General features: G+C 46.1%; 15 protein-coding genes. 2 read left to right on the forward strand and 13 right to left on the reverse strand.

From position 1 onward, the window contains the following. Nucleotide 1: 1 nt before the first annotated feature. The 4 genes from ACBP55_RS26220 to ACBP55_RS26235 form a co-directional block, all read right to left on the reverse strand. Nucleotides 2–4,207, reverse strand: a complete 4,206-nt coding sequence (locus ACBP55_RS26220) for a stalk domain-containing protein (protein WP_464645811.1) — start codon at nucleotides 4,205–4,207, stop codon at nucleotides 2–4. 207 nt (nucleotides 4,208–4,414) lie between these two features. Then, a complete protein-coding gene (locus tag ACBP55_RS26225; protein WP_464645812.1) occupies nucleotides 4,415–6,007 on the reverse strand; it encodes an ABC transporter substrate-binding protein in 1,593 nt (530 codons plus the stop codon). A gap of 50 nt (nucleotides 6,008–6,057) precedes the next feature. Further along, complete coding sequence (locus ACBP55_RS26230) at nucleotides 6,058–6,996, reverse strand: carbohydrate ABC transporter permease (RefSeq protein ID WP_464645813.1); 939 nt, start codon at nucleotides 6,994–6,996, stop codon at nucleotides 6,058–6,060. Nucleotides 6,997–7,018: 22 nt separating this feature from the next. After that, nucleotides 7,019–7,936, reverse strand: coding sequence for an ABC transporter permease (locus ACBP55_RS26235; protein ID WP_464645814.1), 918 nt, complete (start codon nucleotides 7,934–7,936; stop codon nucleotides 7,019–7,021). Between the two features lie 177 nt (nucleotides 7,937–8,113). On the opposite strand from ACBP55_RS26235, the gene ACBP55_RS26240 reads away from it, so the two are divergent. Together ACBP55_RS26240 and ACBP55_RS26245 are read left to right on the forward strand one after the other, a co-directional pair. Next, the gene (locus ACBP55_RS26240; protein WP_464645815.1) at nucleotides 8,114–9,664 is read left to right on the forward strand and encodes a response regulator; all 1,551 of its coding nucleotides are present in this window, start codon (nucleotides 8,114–8,116) and stop codon (nucleotides 9,662–9,664) included. Next, on the forward strand, nucleotides 9,657–11,447 hold the full coding sequence (locus ACBP55_RS26245; protein WP_464645816.1) for a cache domain-containing sensor histidine kinase: 1,791 nt from the start codon (nucleotides 9,657–9,659) through the stop codon (nucleotides 11,445–11,447). Before ACBP55_RS26240 ends, ACBP55_RS26245 begins: the two co-directional genes overlap by 8 nt. Before the next feature lie 259 nt (nucleotides 11,448–11,706). Here ACBP55_RS26245 and ACBP55_RS26250 read toward each other — a convergent pair whose 3' ends face one another. From ACBP55_RS26250 to ACBP55_RS26290, 9 genes are all read right to left on the reverse strand, one after another. Next, nucleotides 11,707–11,892, reverse strand: coding sequence for a hypothetical protein (locus tag ACBP55_RS26250; protein ID WP_464645817.1), 186 nt, complete (start codon nucleotides 11,890–11,892; stop codon nucleotides 11,707–11,709). Then, complete coding sequence (locus ACBP55_RS26255) at nucleotides 11,879–12,058, reverse strand: hypothetical protein (protein ID WP_464645818.1); 180 nt, start codon at nucleotides 12,056–12,058, stop codon at nucleotides 11,879–11,881. The genes ACBP55_RS26250 and ACBP55_RS26255 overlap by 14 nt, the downstream gene beginning before the upstream one ends. A 749-nt stretch (nucleotides 12,059–12,807) precedes the next feature. After that, nucleotides 12,808–14,019 carry a metallophosphoesterase gene (locus ACBP55_RS26260; RefSeq protein ID WP_464645819.1) on the reverse strand — a complete coding sequence of 404 codons (1,212 nt, stop codon included), beginning with the start codon at nucleotides 14,017–14,019 and terminating at the stop codon, nucleotides 12,808–12,810. Nucleotides 14,020–14,332: 313 nt separating this feature from the next. Continuing rightward, the gene (locus ACBP55_RS26265) at nucleotides 14,333–15,301 is read right to left on the reverse strand and encodes a GNAT family N-acetyltransferase (protein WP_464645820.1); all 969 of its coding nucleotides are present in this window, start codon (nucleotides 15,299–15,301) and stop codon (nucleotides 14,333–14,335) included. Nucleotides 15,302–15,377: 76 nt separating this feature from the next. Then, the gene (locus ACBP55_RS26270; protein ID WP_464645821.1) at nucleotides 15,378–17,384 is read right to left on the reverse strand and encodes an S-layer homology domain-containing protein; all 2,007 of its coding nucleotides are present in this window, start codon (nucleotides 17,382–17,384) and stop codon (nucleotides 15,378–15,380) included. A gap of 61 nt (nucleotides 17,385–17,445) precedes the next feature. Continuing rightward, nucleotides 17,446–17,919, reverse strand: a complete 474-nt coding sequence (locus ACBP55_RS26275; RefSeq protein WP_464645822.1) for an SRPBCC family protein — start codon at nucleotides 17,917–17,919, stop codon at nucleotides 17,446–17,448. 150 nt (nucleotides 17,920–18,069) lie between these two features. After that, nucleotides 18,070–18,771, reverse strand: coding sequence for a response regulator transcription factor (locus ACBP55_RS26280; RefSeq protein WP_464645823.1), 702 nt, complete (start codon nucleotides 18,769–18,771; stop codon nucleotides 18,070–18,072). After that, nucleotides 18,768–19,358: a sensor histidine kinase gene (locus ACBP55_RS26285; RefSeq protein ID WP_464645824.1), complete on the reverse strand. Its 591-nt coding sequence runs from the start codon at nucleotides 19,356–19,358 to the stop codon at nucleotides 18,768–18,770. Before ACBP55_RS26285 ends, ACBP55_RS26280 begins: the two co-directional genes overlap by 4 nt. Before the next feature lie 7 nt (nucleotides 19,359–19,365). Then, nucleotides 19,366–20,886, reverse strand: a complete 1,521-nt coding sequence (locus tag ACBP55_RS26290; protein ID WP_464645825.1) for a 7TM diverse intracellular signaling domain-containing protein — start codon at nucleotides 20,884–20,886, stop codon at nucleotides 19,366–19,368. Between the last annotated feature and the right edge of the window lie 119 nt (nucleotides 20,887–21,005).

The raw sequence follows: 21,005 nt of genomic DNA on the forward strand, positions 1-21,005 counted from the left end.
TCTACTTCTTCACAAAGAACTTCATCTCAGAGAATGATACGTATTCCGGATTCGATAGAGCGTCTGTTGAACCGAAAACTGCCACTCTAAAGTATTTGAATTTCAGTGACGGGAAGTTGAAAGGAATAAAATCACTGGTGTCTCCCACGGTATCTCCTCCGTACACATGTGTCCAATTTTGACCGTCTTCCGAAACAGAGAACATGATCCTGCTTGATCTCGTATGACCGTTATATACCGCAACGTCAAATCTCTCAAGTTGAATGGTTTCTCCAAAATCAAATATAATATGTGATCCAATATTACCTGCCCAGCGTGATGCATTGGACTGGATATTGTCAAACAATTTCGGAACATTTTCCGGACTAACAGTTGCCGTGAAGCTCTTATGCTTCATTTCTTTTAGGTCTGTTATCGGAATCGGGGTAATTGGTGCAAGCGCTTTTCTCTCCCATTGGAGCATCTCTACCGGCGGAAGGGTGAAAATCTCAACGACTTGATTTTCACTATCCCAGGTAACTTTATAATGCATGCTTTTCTCAATAAATGTATGTGGAATAAGCATTTGGTTATTAACACCGGTTGCCGGTGCGTCCATGGTCATACTCTGACCGTTGACCTTGGCCATATTGCTTCCCGTTACAAGCTCAATCTTCAAGCTTCCTTTGGTTGCCGTTGCCGTTTGGGTGGTAGCATTCCAATCCACCGCCATGCCCAGCGCTTCAAAGACACCTTTCATCGGAACCAACACGAGATTATTGTTCAGCGTAGGTTGAACATCCAATTCCTGCCCCTGTGAGTCGATCCTGACACGGATCTTTCTCTCCACCGGTTCTGACGTAACCTTGCCGGCGAGCGGAAGCATACTTGAATCTGCGTTCCGTAAGGTATAAGTGCCTGGTTTACCCTCAAAATAGATCGAATTTCCTTCTTTGACCGCTTTATACTTCACCGCAGCCGTCCCGCTTTCCGTCACGGCTGTCCAGTATCCGTCTTTCAGGTCGGTAACCAAAATCTTATAGGTCTGATTCGCCACTCCATCGAAAGTAATCGTAGCTTCTTGATCGATCAGATCAAAGCCTTTTGCAAAAAAAACAACACGATCCTGAATCCTGGCCCCTGCATAATCATCCGTCTCAGAATAAGAAACATCTTGCGGTCCAGGGCCATACACAGCATCCATCACCTGCATCACATTTAAAAACTGCGTTTGGTTAGCAGGAGCCTTATTAGAAAGCTCAATCCTCCATTTACCCGCATCCATGCTGGCAATGTTAGATTCATTGTTGGACTTAATCGGCTTATTAACGCCATCAACCTCAAATTCACGTCCAGGGCCGCCGATTTTTTCAACCTTCAGATCACTGCTCTTCGGCAGAAGCGTGTTGGTGACAAGCTTACCGTTGTAGCCCCGCCCAGTCACTTCATTCGTGTATCTGCTGCCTTCAACCACAGGCTCAAAAGCGGTATGGAGCAGCCATTTTTTCTCAGCGCTTGCATTTGGCGTGTTGATATTATCATATACGATCATCGCAGCCGGATGTTCATCATTCTTGAAATTCAAAAATGCCATGCTTCTCGTATAATTCTTGGTTCTAGTCTCTCCATAGGCCAAACTCAACTCACCCTTAATGTAAGAGTAATCTGGATACATCTCATCATCTCCGATGGAGTGAGAAATCATCTTTCCTCTTTGGTAGTTGCGGTCGGTATTCCACTGCTCGATCGTTCTTGGAATTTGGGTATTATAGAGCTGATTTGATGGGGAGAAGGTTCCCTTCTCAAGAGCATTCGGATCGTTTATTTGCACAACATTATGCGCGATTGACTGCTTATGATATTGCAGGTCATGTTCGGAGCCGTATCCCATTTCAACGCCGGTTACCGGATTTTTCCCCTGATAGATACCTGAGTCAATCGCCAGATCGCCTTTATAATACAGGGAGAATGCGCCAGCGTCGAAATGCTGATGGTTGGTCTGGAGTCTTTCTCCGATATTCATGACAGCGACTACCGCTTTGGAATCCTGATCTTCATCCCAGCCTGTTCTTGCCACGATGGAGCCATACGGCGCGGGGAAGTATCTGGATAGCGGCGTATCATATACGGACTGCGACGGCGCGTTCGGATTAAAGAAAAGAAGATAATACAACTCATCCTGATAGGTCTTCTGCTTTAAAAACTCGTTCTGCGCTCTCGGATTGTTGTAAATGCTGCCTGCTATCATGTTTGTGATGTTACCTTGAATGAACCTTTTCCATGGCGATTGATAGTCTGTATTAAAGTCATCGCCCTCCGTCATGATAAAACCGTCCGATCTTCGGGTATAAACCTGTCTGTCGAGCGCCAAGCCGACTTTCTCCGTGAGCGGCTCAACGCCAATGGCCTTCCAAAGCTGATTGCCCATCATGATATACTTCAGCCTGTTGTCTCCGTAGGCGGGGCCTTCAAAGCTCATTTCCGCATCGAGCAATACATTGAATCCGGGCATGCTAACATTCAAGATAAAGTCCGCGATGTCATTGTAGTACTCGGGATTCGTATCATAAAGCGCAATAGCCATAGCAAGTTTAAACTGATGATGCACGTCGCCGTTGACATGCCCGGCAAGAATGTACTTGTCATTCTCCTTTATCGGATACGGGTACTCAAGACCTTTCCTCACCCAAGTGCCAAGCGCTTGGCGAATTGCTGATTTCTGTCCGTCATTCATAAGAGCATAGCACCAATCATAGACAACAGATTCAAGGAAGATCAGGCTTCCTACTTCTCTGCCTACATTAAATACGACAGTCGAATCCGGATTCGGGTTCCATTGTGCCGAATTCGCCATATTCACAGCAAGCTGGACCGCTTTTTGACCCGCTGCCATATCTCCATAAATCAGATATCGAACAGCATTGGCTTTCATTACCTCTACCGTTCTTACATCAATATTGGTGTATGCGGTTCCTGTTCTAGGGGGGAAGTTGCCGTCCACCTGTCTTTGTGCTTTCGTGTTGATGCTCGCCCATACATCATCAAAAGCCGCAAGTTTCAATCTCTCTTTCAGAGCAGGAAGCGTTTCCTTGTTTACCAAAACACGCGGTCGATCCATCGGCGGTTGTGGTAACGGATCGTACTGATTGGATTGTTTGGGAGCTATGACACCTGGCGTTTGCACCTGAAACAATACGATAGGATTTGCCGCAAGATCGCCTACCTTCTGGGTTGTCGTTCCTCCATAATTCATAGCGAAGGTATAGGAGCCGGGCAGCAGTTGCTTGCTCGCTTCGCCACTCACGGTGGTGCCGAATGCCCTCCAGCCATCCGCATAATAAGACACAACGCCTCCGTTCAGCAAATTATTCTGACTGTTCTTCAACTGTACTCTGGCGTTAACAGTCTGAAATACAACCACTGGATTGGTACCGGTATGCTGAACCTTATCCAATTTAGTTCCTTCATAAGTAACGTTGAAAGTATAAGAACCTGGAAGAAGCTCTTTGCTGACTTGGCCGCCGGTTACATTTCCAAAGGTTTTCCAACCATCCGCATAGTAGGAGGCTTCGCCCCCGCTCAGCGGATTCCCCTGACTATCCTTCAGCTGCACCTTCACATTCGCCGTTTGAAATACTACCACTGGATCGGTACCGGTATGCTGCACCTTATCCATTCTAGTCCCTTCATATGTCACGTTGAAGGTATATGAGCCTGGAAGGAGCTCTTTGCTGACTTGGCCGCCGGTTACATTTCCGAAGGTTTTCCAGCCATCCGCATAATAGGAGGCTGTGCCCCCGCTCAGCAGGTTCCCCTGACTATCCTTCAGCTCCACCTTCACATTCACCGTTTGAAATACAACCACTGGATCGGTACCGGTATGCTGCACCTTATTCATTCTAGTCCCTTCATAAGTGACATTAAATGTATACGATTGATCTACTAAAGGCTTACTTGCCATGCCCGCTGCATCGGTCGTTCCGAACGTTTTCCATCCCGCATCGTAATAATCAACAGTTGCGCCTACGAGCGGATTCCCGTTGCTATCTTTTAATAGAACTTTAACGGTCGATACTGCCGCTTGCACCTTCTGTGGAGCTAGTCCGAATAATCCCCCTCCTACCATGATCAAACATAACATCAAAGCGATCCATTTTCTGTTCATCCCAGTCAACAAACCGGTCATTTTCTTCATCCTTTCTTTCTTGAGCCCGGACTCTCTCTTCATCCGAAGCTCCTTACACACATATTTGTAAGCGCTTTACCGTTTTTCAAAATAAATATTGCTGCAAAATTCGTACACGACTTGCGTAATGTTCCAGGTGCTTATCCCCAGTTTGGGAAACCTCACTATGTGGTAAACAAACTTTCAATTATAAAAAAAGCGGGACTGCCGTTTCATAGGAAAGAAACATGAGTAGCCCCGCCAAAGTCTTTATTTCTTGCTCTCGATATATGCATCCAATTGTGCTTGGAACTCTGCCTGAACCTTCTCAAGTCCCGCTTGCTTCAGCTTTTCGAGCACCTGAGGAATACCTACCTCTGGTTTGATCAAGCCGTGGTATATCGGCAGCAAATAAGTTTGTTGGACATTATCAAGTGCCGCCAACTCGTTTTTAATCTTGGAATCATCCAGAGCAAAGGTTTCAAGTGGACTATGGATAATATTTCCTGCCTTCCATCTGCTGTAGACAGACTGAACCAAATCGCCGGCCACTCCTTCTAGCTGCAGGGAAAGCGGGGTTCTCCAGCCCCAGGGACTAGCACCTTCAGGCGGATAACCGGTAGATGCGGCCAGACTTTTGAACTTTTTATCTCCGACAGGTTCCCAGTGCTTCCCTCTGATCCCATAGAAGGTTAAGTCGTACAAATCTTTGTCGTATCGGAGAAGATCCAGTGCCATCAACGCCCGCTCAGCATTCTTGGAGGTTGCGTGAATTCCGATTCCATTGCCGATCAGTGGGGATTGGAACTGTTTCGCTGTCGGATTTACATCAATTAACTCGGGCTTCCACTCCGGATGAGTTCTCAGAACAGTGTCCATCGAGCCAGCCAACGTCGATACATTGCTAAAGTCAGCTGCCGTCTTCCCTTCTTTAAATGCCACCCTCCAATCCGTCTTGGACACAATCGCATCCTTCGTCCAAACGCCTTGCTGAGCCATGTTATAAAACATATTCAATTTTTCCAACGTTTTCGGGTTTTCCAGATAATTCGAGAGCTTCGGATTCTTGCTTTTCAAGTCATAGACCAAAGGAACGCTTCCATGGACGAATCGCATCTCCATATCGAGGAAAAATATAGGGACCCCGACAGCGCTTAATTTGGCAGGAGGACCGCTGAAGGCAATCATGCCCTTCTCGTTTTTGGCAATTGTTGTCAAATAGTTGACCAAATCGGTTTGCGTTTTCACTTCCGGCAGCTTATATTTTTCTCTCAAGTCGCCTCGGATCAAGCCTACTTGAAAACCACTTTCGAAGGTATCTTGCGGCACCATATAGATCTTTTTGTTGATCTTGGCTTGATCCCAGCCGACCTTATCCTGTTTTTCCCACGTATTTGGTGCGTATTTTTTGAGCATATCTTCGGTTAATTCAAGGAAACCGTCTTTACGGGCCGTTTGATTGTAGAACGACCAGTCGCCGGTAAAGATCATGTCAAAGTCCTCATTAGCGGCAAACAATAGAGGGTATTTCTGATTGAATTCATTCCAGTCCAAGAACCTGACCTCTAATTCGGCATTAATTTTTTGTTTAAGGATTTTGTTGACTTCGGTATAGACTTCATCCGTATCTGGCTGTTTCGTACCAACCAAAACCAATTTCAATTTAACCGGTGTCGAGGTGTCTATTTTCGTGGTTTTTGTGCTTTCGGACGGCTTCGCTGACATTGACGTGCTCGGTGATGATGTTGACTTGCTCCCCGCATCTCCGCTGCATGCACTTACCAGCATGCTTAGCATGAGGACCGGCACTGTGCCCATCCAAGTTCTTTTTGGTATACTCTTCATTGCTTTCATTCCTTTCATGCTCTTCCCCCTATTAAATGCCATGCTATGATAAACCGGATTTACCGGGATTATCCTTTAACTGCACCAATCGTAAGTCCTTTGACAAAATAGCGTTGAATAAATGGATATAGAAGCACGATCGGCCCCGTTACTACGATAGTCAGAGCCATTTTGAGACCTTCACCTGGTAAATCTCGTACACTGATTCCGCTTTTCTCCGCAACGCTTTTAAGAGCATCCACACTGCCAATAACCTTATATAAGTAATATTGAAGGGGGTAGAGCTTCTGATTATTAATGAAAAGCAGCGAGTTAAACCAATCATTCCAATATCCGAGAGCAACAAACAGTCCAATCGTGGCAAGTGCTGGCTTGCATAAAGGTAGAATAAGCTTGATGAAAATCGTAAAGTCTCCTGCACCATCAATCTTAGCTGATTCTGTAATGGCCGCTGGAATGCTCCTCATAAAACTTTTCATGACCAAAATATAGAACACATTAATAAGAGGAAGCAACAACAATACGAGGTACGTATCGTTTAATTTCAAATAGTTGACAACCAGGATATAGAGTGGAACCAAACCTCCGCTAAACAATGTCGTGAAATAGTAGAAGAACGAGAACGCATTTCTCCACTTAAAATCCGATCGTTGAAGCACATAACTGCTCATGGAGATCAGAAAAAGCGAAAGACTTGTACCGATAAGAGTCAAAGAAACGGTCACTCCATAAGCACGGAGAATCTCTTCAGGAATCTTAAAGATAATCTGATAAGCCTCGAAGGAAAAGCTTGAAGGAAATAGTTTATAGCCTTCTAGGATGATTTCTTTCTCCTCCGTTATGGAACCGCTGAGAATAAGTAGAAAGGGTAGGATACAAATAAGAGCTACGAACGTTATACAACTATAAGCTAATACGTTCATGATTAACTGGTCTGTCTGGATCTTGGGAGAGTGCGTCTTCCTTAAGCCCGCGACTTCCATTTGGTGTTTGAATGCCGATTTCATCGAGGTGCAACCTCCTTTCCGTTTAAAACAAAGCCGAATCTTTATCCGCTTTACGTACGATTCCGTTAACCAACAGGATTGTGACAAAGCATAGGATGGATTGAAAAAATCCGATGGCCGCCGACATGCCAATTTCATTGCTTTGTACCAAGGAGCGGTAAACGTAGGTATCTATGACGTCCGTGTTGGCGAATAATAAGCCGTTGTTTCCGATCACATTATAGAAGAGTCCGAAATCGCCGCGGAAAATATGACCGACAGACAACAGCGTCAGGATGATCATCGTTGGTTTCAAACATGGTACGGTAATATGCCAGACTTTTTGGAAAACGTTGGCTCCATCGGTCTCGGCCGCTTCATACATTTCCTGATCGATACTCATGATGGCTGCCAGATAGAAAACAACGCCATAACCAACCGCTTTCCAAGCCGAGAAGAACACGAGCAAGTAAGGCCAAACACCAGTTGTACTGTAGAAATTGACAGATTCGAAACCGAATGAACGCAATAAGGTATTGACAGTGCCATGCTCATAATTCAACAAGTTGTAAGCAATTGACCCTACCACAACCCAGGAAAAGAAGTACGGTAAGAACATGACGGATTGGCTGATCTTCTTAAACCATCTTCCTTTAATTTCCGAAATCATAATGGCGATTCCTACCTGCAGCACCAGATTGATGACGATGAAGACCGCATTATAAAGCACAGTATTGCGAGTCACCCTCCAGGCATCTCCCGAGATAAAGAAGAACCGGAAATTTTCGATACCGCTCCAGTCGCTGCCTAGAATCCCTTTACTGTACGTATAATGTTTGAATGCCATTACCAAGCCGAACATCGGAACATATTGGAATAACGCTACAAACAGAACAGAAGGGACAAGCATAAGCAGCATGGTTCTGTAATTGATCAAATCGCGAATGAACGGTGTTTTCATTATTTTTCTCCTCCTTCTCTTTGATCACCGCTCTATATCCGTTATTATAATGGAACCGCTGTCAATTGGGTCCCCATCAATCTTTCGACTTCATGTCTAGAATTAAGATTCCGTATGGAATCTGCATGAAACATACTATAATGAAACTATCAACTAAAGTTTATCGGGGGGATCATCGTGAAGCTTTTGCTAGTGGAAGACGAACAGTTGATTCGCAAAGGGATTCTAATGAAGACCGACTGGCAGCAATGCGGTATCGATGAAGTTAAGCATGCGGAAGATGGCCGTGATGCTGTTCGTATCGCTGAGCAGTTCCGACCAGACATCCTACTTACAGATATCCGAATGCCCTGGATGGACGGTATTGAAGCAGCTCGCTGCATTCGGAAGTTTTGCCCGAAGATGCGCATCATCTTTATGAGTGGTTTCTCGGATAAAGAATACTTGAAAGCCGCTATTTCTTTGCAGGCCGTTCATTATATAGAAAAGCCTATCCATCAGGATGAACTAAATGAAGCTATCCGAAGCGCTGCTCTCATGGTTATGAACGATCGACGAACCGATATGGGAGAGGAAGAGAGCATACCACTAATCAAACGAGAAATAGCTGCTCTGCTCTTTTCCCCCGAATATCAATCGGACAAGCTTGCACGGTTGCTCCCTTTACTAGGATTTCAGCTACCGGACTCCATTTCCTGTGTTTGCTCCATTCTCAAGTGGCATCACCACATCGACGAGCCTAATTTCCTTCTGCAGGAGCTCGAAGATGCCGCTCAGAAGGTAGAAATGGATTGCTTCAGCTTGTTGAAGGACGATCATCATCTCGTCATCCATTTGTTCACCCGTTCGGAACAAGATGTGCAATTCAAAGATAAACTTCAACAATGGATCGATAACGCATCATTTCGTTTACCCAAGCTTCCTGGTTACCATCTGGCCGTTGGCCCGCAAGTCAATGGTATGGATCAGCTGTATACTTCCTACTTATCTGCTGTGGTCCGTCTTCAGAGAGGCTTTTATCAGCCTCCGAACTCCGTTATATGGGAGACCTCCCATGCCCACACGGATGCTTTCTTCATGGACGACGAGCGTACCGGGTCCTTCACCCTTTCTCTTCAACGAGACGGAGCGCGTCAGGCAAAGATTTGGTTAGCGGATTTGACGAACGACATCCGGAGATACCCGGACACACTTGTTAGCTATACGAAAGGAATTTATTTGCAGCTCTATCAAACTGTTCAACAAATCGGCAAAGAAAGCGGTATTCCTGCATTCAAGCAGGAAATGGCGTTGGGGATGTACGTAGAGCGTTTATACGCTTGTCACACATTGGAGGAATTACAACAACATCTAAGTGGTGAGCTCGATGTTCTTTTTGATTATCTGGAGGCGCGCAAAGGAAACTCGATTATCCGTCAAGCGACCCATTACATCGAGCGAAATTACCGGAATCGCCAGCTGTCCCTGACCGAAATCAGTGAGTATGTGGGCGTTACAATCCCCCACATGTGTTCCGTTTTTAAGGAAGGTACCGGTATGACGATCAAACATTTCCTATCGGAATATAGGATTGATCGTGCTAAAGAACTTTTGGCTAACAAGGAGCTAAAGCTGTTTGATATTGCCTTGCAGGTGGGCTATGGGGACGGAGAATATTTCAGTAAAATATTTAAAAAAATAACCAACCTGCAGCCTTCTGAATACAGGAAGAGGATCGCCGATGTTTAATACCCTCAATCGTATTCTTCTTAAGCTGAGATTGAAGCAAAAGCTGCTGCTGTCTTACCTGTTGCTCATCCTGCTCCCAATTCTCTATCTCCAATTCTATGCATCCAGCAAGGTGGCGAGCATTATCCAGGAAATGGTGAGCTTTTCGCTCAATCAAAGCTTTAGCCAGACGCATTCCTTTCTTGCTTATAAATTGAAACGCATTACCGACGTTTCGGATCTAATCGCACTGGACGAGAATCAGATGACCCGCGTACTGACACGAAACGTGGCCGATTACAGTCTCCACGATCAGCTGCAGGATGGAAATAGGCTGACTCAGTTCCTTTCTTCTTTCCGTGATGGCACAGATGTAAGTACTATTCGACTCTATCTGCCGGACGGCTTCCTGTTCGCCAATGAAGGCAACAGCATGTTCCGATTAGAAGATGCGCTGAATACGACATGGTTTGCCAAATTGACCGCTTCGAGGGTTAAGCTTATGTGGTTCTCTTCACATGATTATCCATCCAAAGCCACCGAAGCTGCTCCGGTCATATCCCTTGTCCGCCTCATCCGCCATCCCGACCATTATAACGATATGATCGGCATTCTGCGTTTGGATATAGATGAGCGAATGCTAAAAGAAATCGTTTCCCGTGCTAACACCGTCAAGAATAGTCTAACTTACTTGCAGAGCGGTGATGGTCTGGTTCTGATCGCCTCGGACGATGCGCTCCTGAAGCAATATCTTCCTGCAGAAGGCACAACACCTCCATTATTCCTGTCTGCCAACAGCAGTAATACGCAGTTCATTAACGGCAGAAGACTAGAATTCCTCCAACTGAAAATTCCGGAAACTGACCTAACCATGGTTACGGTTATTCCACATCAGGAGATTGTGTCCAAAAGCACACGCCTCCAACACGAGCTCCTTGTTAGTTTGCTTGCCGTCGGACTGCTAGCCATCGGACTTGCCCATTTCATCTCGCTTCATATGACAAGGCGGATTACTCACTTGAGTCAAAAGATGAAGGCCATGGAGGCCGGAATCCTTGAGCCTATCGTAAAGCCGTCAGGGGATGACGAGGTCGGAGAACTCATCCAAAGCTATAATTATATGTCGCAACGGCTGGCTTTGTTAAAGGATGTAGAAGTGAAGGCAATCAAATCGGAATTGAAGGCTCTTCAATCCCAGATCAATCCCCACTTCTTATACAATACACTGGATCAAATCAATTGGATGGCTCAATTCGGGATGAATAACCAAATCGCCGCCCTTGTACACTCGCTAGCCGGATACTATAAACTCACTCTGAGCAACGGACAGGATATCATCACAATTGGACACGAGCTGAAGCTGGTCGCCTATTATGTTGAAATCCAAAATATTCGCTTTGAACAAAGAATCGAGCTTAATTTACAGGTCGATGAGGAATTTCAACAGGGACTCATTCCAAAACTAACCCTTCAACCAATCATCGAGAACGCCATTCTTCACGGAATTTTAAGGAGCGAAAACCGTGAGGGGAGCATTACGGTAACCTGCGAACGCCAAGCGGATCGGATCGTCCTGTCTGTCATTGACGATGGGGTTGGAATGGACGAAAAACATTTGGAAACACTTCGATCAGGCAACAAGATCATTAATCCCTCCGGAAGCGGCTACGGGATACGTAACGTTCAGGAACGTATTAAATTATACTATGGTGAAGCATTCGGATTGCAATTTTTCAGTTCACCCGGAGATGGCTTGATCGTCGAAGTGCATATCCCGTTAATAGTGGAATCGGATTCCTTATGAACACAAAAACCCTCAAGATCAAATGATCTTGAGGGTTTTTATATGGTAGTTGGCGCTTTCCCTTTTCCCAGAGATGTACTAGCGATGATTAATTCCCATGAGCGCAACTGTTTGCAACTACTTTACGTTTCTAATAATAATACCAATTTCCGCAAAAAAACTTATTCAATTATCGGGCTATCTTAAGCCCATTCCAGCCTTCCAGCGTTCGGGAACAAATGGGCAGGGGACAGCGGCCGGTCTCCTCAAGAAGGTGTTGTTACTTGTACATCGCCACGTAGTCGAACAGGAACTTGCTCTTATACTTTTGCGTGGTAAAACGGAACGTGCCGATCGACAATTCTATCGAGTTGTTGTAGAAATCAAGCCCACTAACCGAGTAAACGCCAGATGTAGGATTCACAGAACCGGAGGTAGGCGTTTCCGGTGAATTACTTGAGCTCATCTACCTGCAGCGTGAGGTCATACTTTTTCATTGCCGTATCCAGATCGAAGCGGTGCGTGACCCACTGATCGAGCGGAAGCGTGAAGCCGGAGTTCGGGATTTTGTTGTTTGTCGTTCCATTTATCCAGTAGCCGAGTGTGCCATCCGAGAAATAGGTAAATCTCACGACCACTGTCACGGGGCCGTACATTTAGCTTTCGTGATGGAAAATGGGTATAGTGGCTACCAATGTTGTATTTCCTACAACAATTCACATGGCTTAAGGCTATTTTGCAACTTAATGTTGCATTTTGTACAACATTTCGAGCGCATTTCTTACAATATCGCCTGTATGGAGACCAATTGTTGTACATTATGCAACAACTAAGGGAGAAACGCGGGATCTAGGCAGCGATTGTTGCACATTCTACAACATTTCAACAGAGAAGATGGATTCATTCCTCCGGCAAACCTCAAGTAAGCATATAAAATGATTGATCCCGAATTAAGACACCTTCATGTAGAGCAAGATTGGATGAATAAATAAACGGTCTCCGTAAGAAGCGGGAACCAGGCAGCAATTATTACAGTTTCTACAAAGTTGTCTTGCCTTTATCCAACCTCTCACTTTCAAATCATCCCCTCCATTAATTATTGAAAAATTACAGTTACTTGAATCCGCTTTCAAATAATCATCCTCCTTTTTATAGAATAATAGTAGCCTGAAGGAATCGGCTCGTAAATGAACAGAACCTGCAATCGTTCAACTTTTCTTCAATCTTCCAAAAAAAATGCCAATTTCCGCAAAAGAGCCTAATAAACCCATAAAACAATGATAGGAATGATGACGGAGTATAAACGGAAGAGCTGTCCCGCGGGACAGCTCTTTGTTATGGTTGCACTTCGTGTTCAATTAGTCTCTCATAAGTACTTGACTCAATTCTTCTCCTGCTTCTTGTTTGCCGGGATCGGAGCGGGCTCCGAACTTTGATCGTTCGCAGTAAGATCGATGCCGTAGTCCTTGGCGAACACCATAAAGGTATCGACAAGAACGTTCTCGGCGTGTTCGTCGAGCTGGAATACCCGGGCGCCACGCAAACGATTCCGATCTGCGCCAGGCAAACCGTAAGCGCCGAAGCCCGTGCTTCCGGCATAGCCGAGCAACACGCCGTAGTAGTTGCCGTGATACGTATTGACGTGATCATGGCCGCAAAAGATGCCCTTGACATCGCCTCGGGCCAGAATTGCTGAGAACATGCCGCTATTGATCGGGCCAGGGCACTCTTCTTCGTTCCGTTCCCCCACAATCTGGTGCTTGCCGATAGCCCTTGCATGGTCAGCCTCGGACCTTCCGTCCACGCTTGCATACCACATGAATCGATGCTCCCAGAGAGGGATATGAATGAACATAAGCGAAGGCACTTTAAAACCCAATTTCTCCTCCAGCTTTTTGGAGGTTTCGTAATACCACGCTACTTGATCGAACCGCAGCCAATCCCAGATCGGATATCCTTCGAAGTCTTGCCCAGCTATCGTATGAGGTGCATACCTTCCACTATCTAGCAGCCAGAGGTTGAAGGTCGCCTTCGACCCTTTGGAGGACTGGATCAACAGGTTGGTATTCCCCGTCCCGGTAATCCCTCGTTCTCCGGGCTGGTTCACATTATGTTTATACGCCATATAAAATTGCAGCATATCCTCTTCGCCCAGACCAGCGCTCGGAGTCGAGTCTTCGTCGTGATTCCCAAAGGTTACGGCCCACTTGATTCCGCGTTGCTCCATTGGCTGGGCAATGTTGTTCATTGCCTGCTTCATCTCTATCGCCGTATCGCAGCCCCCGGTAATACAATCGCCATTAAGGACGACAAAATCCGGCTTTTCGGCGTCGAGCACTTTCTCCATCAGCTCCACGGTCCGCCGATCGATATGCTCGTCGTCCTGCATGTCGTTGAACTGGACGATTTTGAACTTTCCGGCGTTGTTGAATTGCAGCTTCACATTGTCATTGGTTGCGGCCTGTACCTTTCCTCCGCCAAACAATCCGGCTGGAACACCCACCGATCCGAGCGTGATCGCCAGCGCACCCGCCCCTCCGACTTTAATAAAATCCCTCCTGCTGATGCTTTTACTTGTTTCATCAAGACTCATCGAACAAATACCTCCTACCACTTATTGTGATAACCACACCCCCAATCTATCTGAAAAATGTGTGATGAATATTAATTCGGTCTAAAAGTTATGTAAATCTATTAATCCATGGCATGTAACGCGACTAATGATATTTCGAAGTAGACCGAACCCGCAGCTTAAGTGAGCTTGAGACAACGGGAATCGGAATATGAAAATCCGGGAAAATGATAAAAGACAGAGGACTAGGACCTCTGTCTACTTGTGTTTACGAGTGTATAATCTTACATTTTGAATGCTTCTTTGGACAAAATATACAAACTTTCGTTTTAGTTTAGTTCAAAGATGATTGAGGTTGCTTCATATTTCTATATTCATTAAAATAATCGCTTAAGAATCCAGTTCCCGGCTGGGACACGTAACCAAGCTTGCGGTTTACGGCCAGCATAGGCGCGTTGGTAGAGTGATTGTTGGTTCGCAGCTGCTTCACACCGTTTGCTTGAGCAAATCGGATGGATAGAAGTTTTAGCGCATGAGCGATTCCTTTGCCTCGGTATTCCTTGACCACTCCTGTGAATAGCGTGTACATTTCGTTGCCTTGCGGAACAAGACAAGTAATCCCCACAATTGCTTCCCCGGCCATCGCAATAAAAATACAACGTGGGTCCATCCGACGAACCATAGCAGCGAACGTTTCAAATGGAAAATCCAGCGCGCCTTGAGCGTCTGGCGTGTCGCCTGAGAGTTGCTTCACTACCTGATATACACGCTCCATATCGTCATCAAGCGAAAAATGCTCAAATGTTCGGAAACTAATGCCGTGTGATTCGGATGACCGAACACCTGCGTCTATCGTTTCTAGAGGAAATGATGTCAAATCCAACACGGATTCGAACTGATGCGACTTGAACGTAAAGCCACGGCGCTCCGCCCAAGCCCTGGCCTCGGGATTGTTGTCCCGAACGGCAGTCTGCAAGCCGATGGGCTGTTCATCCTGCACCAATTGCGCGAGGGCCTCATCCAGCATCTGCCCGTAGCCCCGTCCGCGATGCGCGGAGTCGACAATAATGGTTTGGCTTAAGAAGTCTTGCGGAGTCATCCCTGTGGCGTGCAAGAGCTGAGCCATTCCAACGACTTCATTATTTACAGTCAAGACGATCCTTTTATAATACGGATACGTTCGTACTCTCGCCTCCTGCATCTCAAACATATCTTCGCCGAGCGGCGCGTTGCTCGTTTGATTGAGCAGATTACAAACTTCCGCCTTATAGGATTGTTCATAAGGGCAAATTATGATTTGCATATGAGCTCACATTCCTCTTTGATTTTAATAGCTTTCTATACATGGCAATAGCTCCAGATCCATGTTACTTATATCGCTAAATGTGCAGCGCCTCCAGCAGCCTGTAGATCATCGCTGCTGCCTCCGCTCTTGTTGCCACATTGTTAGACCGAAACGTTCCGTCTTCGAAACCGTTCAATATGCCCGCTGACGCGGCGACGGCAACCGATGGTTTAGCCCACCCCGGAATGTCGGTCTCATCTTTAAATCGAATCGCTTTGCTGTTAGCTGGAGCAACATCAGTCTGAAGCTCCTTGGCGATGAGTACCGCCATCTCTGCTCTCGTAATCGTCTGTTCCGGCTTGAATAGCTTTGCTCTGTTCTCCTCGTAGCCATGGATGTAGCCTGCTTTCACCGCAGCGACTACAGCAGATTTCGCCCATACAGGAATGTCGCTGTTATCGGAAAAAGCTATCGAGCTGTCGCTTATCGGCAGCCCAATCGCCTCTACGAACATTTTGGCAAACTGTGCCCGCGTTACCATTTCCTCGGGGTGGAACGTGTGGTCAGGATAGCCCGATATCACCTTCATGCCGATAAGACGTTCCGTATATAGCGCTGCCCAATGACCCGCCAAATCCGAAAACACCTTCGGCTCATCAGCAAACACGGCAAACTTCGTGAAATGATTGACATAAACGATTACTGTCCCATCGCTGTTCTGCGTTCCTCCAATAAAAATCCAACGCTGTTGCTGATCGTTGTAATAGTACACCGCACCTCTTTGTCCGTTGATGGCATGTCCCGCATCGTAAGTGATTGTCAACTCCACAGGCTTCGCGAATGTACGACCTGTCGTGCTCGTCAACTCAAATGTCGGGGTTAATGCTTGCTTACCATCCGCCACTGGGGCCTGATTCTCAGGCACTATGGCTACCTTAATGGTGCCTTTCGCTGATACAGCTCCCGCAGGTACAGTTACACGAATTCGGTCTTTCAGCTTCAATTCCGCACCTGTGGTCGAACTTACATCGGCTTGCGCCGAGGATTGATCAGCCGCTAGCTCACTCGTAACAGGTCCGCTGTCCGGATCTGGTGGCGGTATGGCAGACGCCTCAACGATCACGTTAAAAGTGACTCTCGCACTTGCGCTATACGTATCGTATACAACTGTAGTTATGTTGGTTGAGCCAACTGACTGAGGCATAATGCTCAAATTTCCATTGTTCACGGTAAGATTCACGATGCCGGGAGTCTGGGCACTCGCCGAGCCGATTTTTAGTTGATCTCCCGCATCCGCATCACTAGCCAAATCATTCCCATCCAGAGTAAGTCCTATCTTCGTGCTGATGGTTTTGTCGCTAACCGAACTGGCAGTCGGTTCATGATTGATCGGTATGTTTTTGAACCCCGATTTCAATGAAATTTGAAACGAATCCAAATTGGCGATTTCCAGCTGCGCAGCGCTAGCATTGAGCGGATCGGGAGCTAGCGTGAAAGTAACCAAGCCGCCACTTGCGCTTTTTGAATAGCCGCTTTCATAAGCCAAGTTTGGTAAGTTGTTAATTTCAAATTTAACATCTGGATTGTTGGTGTGCGCAAAAATTTCGGTAAGACCATCAACAAGCTGATGCTGCGCTCCATAAACGGCGAATGTCACATCCACATGCTGAGCATTTGCAGCATTCACCGATACGCTTTGAACTTCAGCGCTCACCGCTGGGATCGTAGGCTTGCCCCAGTCATTGTATAATTTCGCAGTGTTGTGTGTGTAAATAACGTAACATCTGCATAAATCATTCTGAATATTATCAGGAACCCAGCTTGCTGTGCCATCGGTTACAAAACCGCTTACAATCGTGTTACGCGAAGCATTTTCCACCAAATAATCGTCATGCGTCTGATTGGGGGCCGTCCCTTTATATACGGCTTGTGTTACGTCGCCGTCTGCGTACCTGGCATAAACAGAATCCTGAACGGTCATGTAGCCTTTTTCGATTCGGAAAGTTATGCTTGGGTAGTTGGAGACACAGCCCGCTAAAGCAGCTGCGCCTATTACCAACATTAGCAAAATAAGACAACTTTTTATTTTTGTCGTAAACAACTTCTGTCACCTCTATGAGTTAATTAATCAAAGTTTAAAAGCTATGGCTTGAAACATAAACTTATTTCGAAAGCAGCTTTACTCCCAATGCCGCAGCAACTCCTTTAGCACCCTCATCCATAACTTGATCATGATTCCATATGAAAGCAGGTCTCAAGAGCGGGGCTAGCCTGTTCATCCATTTCTTATTTGCATTTACCTGCCAGACATATTGGACATGCGTAATGTTACTTTCTTGTGTTAGTTTCCAAACGCCTCTGCCTTCCAATTCCCCTGTTGCTTTGATTTCTAAATACTTTGGCTCTTCTTTCCTTACTATTTCCGCCACGAAATCCAGCTGATAGGAAAGCTTCGTACGGAAAACATAATTATACTTATCGCCAATCCCATCTTCCCTAGAGCCTTGATATATTCTTTCAGAACTTACTCCACGCCACCAATCGCTATACTTAAATCCGGCGATGAGTCCCCAAACTTGATGGATATCAGACTCAAACTTCCAATTTGTTTCAAAATTATACTTATAAGAAGCCATACAGTTCCTCCCCAAAAACGATTCATTTTGCATAACGATAAACGCAATATTTAAGTTACGATTGTATCAACCCAAGTTTAAAAACTGTTAAAAAAAACAAAAAAAACGACATTCCTCGCAAGGAATAATCGCTCTACTTCAAATAAAAACTTATACATCCGAACAAAATTTATAGCCAAAGCCCCTAACCGTGTGAATGTACTTGGGCGCTGCAGAATCAGATTCAATCTTCTTGCGCAAATTGCTAATATGCACCATAACCGTCCGCTCGTCGCTGAAGCTGTCCCAACCCCACACCTGCTTGTGCAGCTGTTCCGCACTAAACACTTGGTTCTGATTTTGCATTAGAAAAAGCAATAGCTGCCGCTCTTTGGCGAACAAATCGATAAGCTCTCCCTTCACCAGGACCTCCAAGCTCTGCAAATTTGCCTGCAATTCACCGCATGTGATAAGCATGTCTTCCTTGTCTCGTTTTTGACCAGCTGCCACCCGCCTCAGATTCGCCTTAACTCGAGAGACGAGTACCATCGGATCGAACGGCTTCGTCATATAATCGTCCCCGCCGGTATCGAGTCCTGCAATAATATCGTCTGCCTCCCGCTTGCAGCTCAGAAAAACAATCGGTATATCCGAGTGTTCGCGAATCCGCCTGCACAGCTCTACGCCATCCGTATCGGGAAGCACAATATCTAGCACCATCAAATCTGGTTTTTCCTGCTTAAGTAGCGCAAGCGTCTGGCTCCCGTCTTTCGCCATGACCACCTGAAATCCGTGATTTCGCAAGTAGAGGGCGATCAGTCCCCGAATTTCCTCTTCATCATCGACAATCATTATTTTCGCTACCTTCGTCATGCGCCTAGCTCCCCCTCCATATCGCTCATAACTGGAAGTGTAAAGGTAAACGCGCTTCCGCTGCCGGCCTTGCTTTCCACCTCAATCGTACCGCCGTGATGGGCAATAATCTCTTTGCAAATCGCCAGCCCGAGACCTGTTCCGGTCGAGCTGTTCTTGCTGGATTCCTTCCCTCTATAGAAGCGATCAAAAACAAACGGCAAATCTTCCTCGTCAATTCCTCTTCCGGAATCCTGAACAGTGACCCTTACACACAAGTCACCCTTCTCCTGGGAGCCGGACTGCTCGACGATAAGATGAATGAATCCACTAGAGGGAGTAAATTTCCGCGCGTTGAACAACAAGTTTGTAACGACTTGCTCCATTCGCATCACGTCAATCCATACGAGGACCCCTCTATGTGCAGCAGAAGCAGAATGATCAATAAATTCAAAGCTATATCCTTCTTGCTTGATAGACAGCTCGTATTTATCATAGAGCGAGCGAATATACGCTGCTGGGGCAACCGCTTGACAGTCAAAGCGGATTTTGCCTGTTTCTAACTTCGACAGTTCGAACAAGTCGCCAATGATGCGATCTAAGATCAACGTCTTTTCATAAGTCAGACCGCAAATACCGATCGTGGTTATCTTCGTCTACTCGGTCCAAAACCGCCTTCACATAGCCTTGAATGAGCGTTAGCGGCGTTCCCAGTTCATGGGAAATATTAGTTAACATATGTCGACGCGACTTCTCCATTTTGACCAATTCCTTATTGACCCTTTGCATGCTCTCGTTGGTTTTTTCCAATGCCTCCGTTCTTTCCTGCACCTTTTCCTCCAGCATTTCGTTCCACTCTTGCAATTGTGCAGATAACGTTTCAACACGCGCGAACGACTTTGAAAATTGATGCGACAAGTTAACCGACTCCATGAAAACGTAAAATAGCATACCAAGCTGCACCAAATATCCGTTAGCAATAATCCGATTGTCAAAAAGGACATCGTTCAGCGCAAAGACTAAGAACACGACCACCGCTGCCATATTGAGGCGAGCCCCTTCTCTTCTGCGAATGAAAGCTCGCACAAAAACATAGAGAGCGTAGCCTATCAACACAAGAATAACAAGTTGAAAATACAGCATCGTGTAGGTATAAACGGACGCATGTGTTACAAGGACGAACAGGCTGTATGCCAATAGCACCCCAACGAACAGGTTGCGCAATCCTTTGCGCATTTCGGCGGGATACCGGTAATAGACGAACAAGGCGAACATGATCATGCTACAACTCGCCGACAAATATTCGAAGTGAACCTGTATTTCCCAGGAAATGTGCGGAAACAGGTAAGCAACTAGCGTTTGCCCGGTGACCAACGTCCTAATCCCAATAGCAAAGGAAAACAATCCAAAAACTAGCGGCGACTTATCCTTTCTGCGTGCCAAGAAGAGACCCATATGGTAAAGCCCCATCGTAAACAAGCTGCCGACGATCAGCAGTTGAGAAGTCATCTCCTTCTCCCGCTCATAAATCACTTCCTGCGATTCACCTAAACGAAAAGCTTCCCACAAACCGCCTTTGCGCTGCACAAAATTGGAGACTTGAATGACAAGCTCCGTCTGGCTGCCCTGTAAATGGAAAAATACAGGCTTCGGAAAGTTGGCTGGAACCATATCCTTTTTGCTCGTCCCGACAACACCGTTCTCAGCTGCCAGCCTTCCGTCAATCCATAGTTTATAGGCCGTCGCAACACTCGGGACATAGAGCCCCATATCTTTACCGTTGTCGGCAGAGTCTGTACGAATCAGCAGACGGTATGTCGCGTATCCTTGGTTTGACAGCTGCCCGCCGTCCACCCGCAAAGCTTTCCATTCCTTTGGCACTTGCGCATAGGTTGGAGAACTGCTGTACGAGCTGTGAGCAAAATCATCTGGCGTCAAAAGTCGGCTCCAGATCAGCTCCCACTCGCCATCCAGCTTGGCAAGCCCGCTGTGTTCCCAATTCCACTCAGACAAATCGAGAATGCCTTTCACCGCCTCGGGCTGAGAGCTTTTGCCTAAAGCAGATGCGCCAGGAAGCAGTACAGAAAATATGAAAACAAGTAGCAGTACATATACCTTGTAAAATGGTTTTCTCATACGGTCTCTCTCTCACAATCATTTATGACCCTTTTGGTTTAAGTCCGCTTAAACGGGTATAGTCACTAAATATATTCTTCAAGAGTGGCTCTTTTCCTTCGAGGAGCTGCCATGCATAC

It is taken from the genome of Paenibacillus sp. WG02 (assembly GCF_055396115.1).

Coding starts and splice junctions, on each gene's coding strand:
- ACBP55_RS26220 (WP_464645811.1), bottom strand. CDS start 4,207: ATGAAGAGAGAGTCCGGGCTCAAGAAAGAAAGGATGAAGAAAATGACC.
- ACBP55_RS26225 (WP_464645812.1), bottom strand. CDS start 6,007: ATGAAAGGAATGAAAGCAATGAAGAGTATACCAAAAAGAACTTGGATG.
- ACBP55_RS26230 (WP_464645813.1), bottom strand. CDS start 6,996: ATGAAATCGGCATTCAAACACCAAATGGAAGTCGCGGGCTTAAGGAAG.
- ACBP55_RS26235 (WP_464645814.1), bottom strand. CDS start 7,936: ATGAAAACACCGTTCATTCGCGATTTGATCAATTACAGAACCATGCTG.
- ACBP55_RS26245 (WP_464645816.1), top strand. CDS start 9,657: ATGTTTAATACCCTCAATCGTATTCTTCTTAAGCTGAGATTGAAGCAA.
- ACBP55_RS26250 (WP_464645817.1), bottom strand. CDS start 11,892: ATGAGCTCAAGTAATTCACCGGAAACGCCTACCTCCGGTTCTGTGAAT.
- ACBP55_RS26260 (WP_464645819.1), bottom strand. CDS start 14,019: ATGAGTCTTGATGAAACAAGTAAAAGCATCAGCAGGAGGGATTTTATT.
- ACBP55_RS26265 (WP_464645820.1), bottom strand. CDS start 15,301: ATGCAAATCATAATTTGCCCTTATGAACAATCCTATAAGGCGGAAGTT.
- ACBP55_RS26275 (WP_464645822.1), bottom strand. CDS start 17,919: ATGGCTTCTTATAAGTATAATTTTGAAACAAATTGGAAGTTTGAGTCT.
- ACBP55_RS26280 (WP_464645823.1), bottom strand. CDS start 18,771: ATGACGAAGGTAGCGAAAATAATGATTGTCGATGATGAAGAGGAAATT.
- ACBP55_RS26290 (WP_464645825.1), bottom strand. CDS start 20,886: ATGAGAAAACCATTTTACAAGGTATATGTACTGCTACTTGTTTTCATA.